Here is a 1893-nt window from a genome sequence, read left to right as displayed (position 1 = left end):
CGTCCCCGGATTCGCGGTCGGCCTCCACCCTGAAGGTGTCTCCCAGGCTCATGAGCATGCCCGCCACCATCGTCTGGTAGGCGTGCTCCGAATCGAACACCCTGACGCTGAAGGACCTCTCCATCATCTCGCGGAGGCAGTCTTCCATCGCCGCACTGTCGTTGGCCAGGACTGCTTGGCAGAACCCGTAGACAGGGCCGTGTTCGATCTCCAGTTTACCGAGGGCGTTGAGGAACTTCTCCGCGTACACCGAACGCATCTCCTTGTTCGGTATCGACAGCCTGTATCCGCCGCTCGGGACCTTCTCGGCACGGAGGTACCCTGAAGCGGCCATGACCGAGTATATGCTGCTCCCCCCGTGATCCGGTGACAGGTCATCGAACGTCACGGACATGCTGAGATCTTCGGCCGCCATCCCGCCGGAGCCCAATTTCATGATGTCCTCATACGTTTTCCGGTCCGTCTTCGCGATGAGGGTATCGATGATCCCGTTCTTGCTGGTCCCGGCCCAGTAGCGGTCCGGGACGAACTTCCTGCTGACATAGTTCAGGACGCTCCAGGGGTTGTACACATCGGTATTGCCGAACCGGTACCCGTCGTACCACTCTTTCGCCTCGGCGAACCTGTCCGGCGCGCCGAAGTCCGCGCACATCTTCTTCACTTCTGCTTCGGTGAACCCGACCGTATCGTCGAACCCGGTCGACAGAATGTTGTCGACGTACAGGTTGTTCAGGCCGCTGAAGATGCTCTCCTTGGAGAGCTGCATCACCCCGGTAAGGACCGCTCTGTCGAGGTAGTCGTTGCCTTTGAGCGCGCTCGAGAGGAACCTGCGGAAGAAATCGGTGATCTCACGCAGTTCCGGATTCCCGTACGCATTGTTGATTGGCGCATCATACTCATCGATGAGGATGACCGCCTTCCTGCCGTAATGCGCTTCCAGCATCTCGGACAGCTGCTGGAGCGAGATCATGACGTCGGCCTTCCCCACATCCATGTCGCAGTACCTGCCGTAGAGCTTTATCTGATGAGAGCTGAGCTTATCTGAATCTTCCAGTTCCCGATATCTCCTGAGGCCGCGCTCATATCGGTGCGCGCAACAGTTACCGTTTCCTCGGCAGTCGCTGCCTCGAAGTCCTTCATATCCAGGCGGATCACCGGGGATGCGTTCTTCATCGGGTCATCAGGCCTCAGGTCCGAGATCTTCAGCCCGTCGAACCAAGTGTTGCCCTTGTACTTCAGATTGAGATATGCATCGATCATGCTCAGGTTGAGCGATTTCCCGAAGCGCCTGGGTCTTGTGAAAAGGAGGGCCTTGACCCCTCTCATCCTCAGGATCCTGTCGATGAGCTCCGACTTATCGACGAAATATGCGCCGACATCGCGCACGTCCTTGAAATCGGAATTGCCGATCGCCGCTTCCATGGATTTCCAATCGATTGCGCTGTTTATATCGATGCTCTTCTTTTCCGTACCTCTGTCGGTTCCGTTGTGGCAGGCCATAGCAGAACGATGTGCCGGCAGACGGTATTTCAGCAGGAGATACGGCAGTCAGCGGGAACTCCGTATCTCCTGTTTCTCATCAGGCTTCGGGCGATCGGTTCTCGGGTGCAACAGTCTCCGATGCGATGGAGACGTCCTTCCCGGCGAATGCCGCACCGTAGGCGAGGACCTCGCCCTTCAGTCCGGCGCAGTACCTTTTGGCACGGATCTGCTCGAGGGCCGACTGTGCCAGGGACTCTGCATCGGCTCCGTCTTTAGCGCGCTTAATCTCGATGATCACGCTCGGATGCTCCGGAGAGGAGCTGATGATGCGTATATCGGAATACCCGTCCCCGGATTCGCGGTCGGCCTCCACCCTGAAGGTGTCTCCCAGGCTCATGAGCATGCCCGCCA

Annotated in this window: 3 protein-coding genes; all 3 read right to left on the bottom strand. The window is 58.2% G+C overall.

From position 1 onward, the window contains the following. On the bottom strand, positions 1 to 994 hold a 994-nt coding region (locus tag AUQ37_RS00890), incomplete at its 3' end, for an AAA family ATPase (protein ID WP_157844229.1). Between the two features lie 23 nt (positions 995 to 1017). Next, the gene (locus AUQ37_RS12765) at positions 1018 to 1422 is read right to left on the bottom strand and encodes an AAA family ATPase (protein WP_157844228.1); all 405 of its coding nucleotides are present in this window, start codon (positions 1420 to 1422) and stop codon (positions 1018 to 1020) included. 157 nt (positions 1423 to 1579) lie between these two features. After that, the coding region (locus AUQ37_RS00880; protein ID WP_235584770.1) for a PD-(D/E)XK nuclease domain-containing protein at positions 1580 to 1893 on the bottom strand (314 nt) is incomplete at its 5' end.

This window comes from Candidatus Methanomethylophilus sp. 1R26 (assembly GCF_001481295.1).
GTDB lineage: Archaea > Thermoplasmatota > Thermoplasmata > Methanomassiliicoccales > Methanomethylophilaceae > Methanomethylophilus.
Note: the sequence above shows the minus strand (reverse complement) of the source record. Positions and strands in the feature narration are given on the sequence as shown.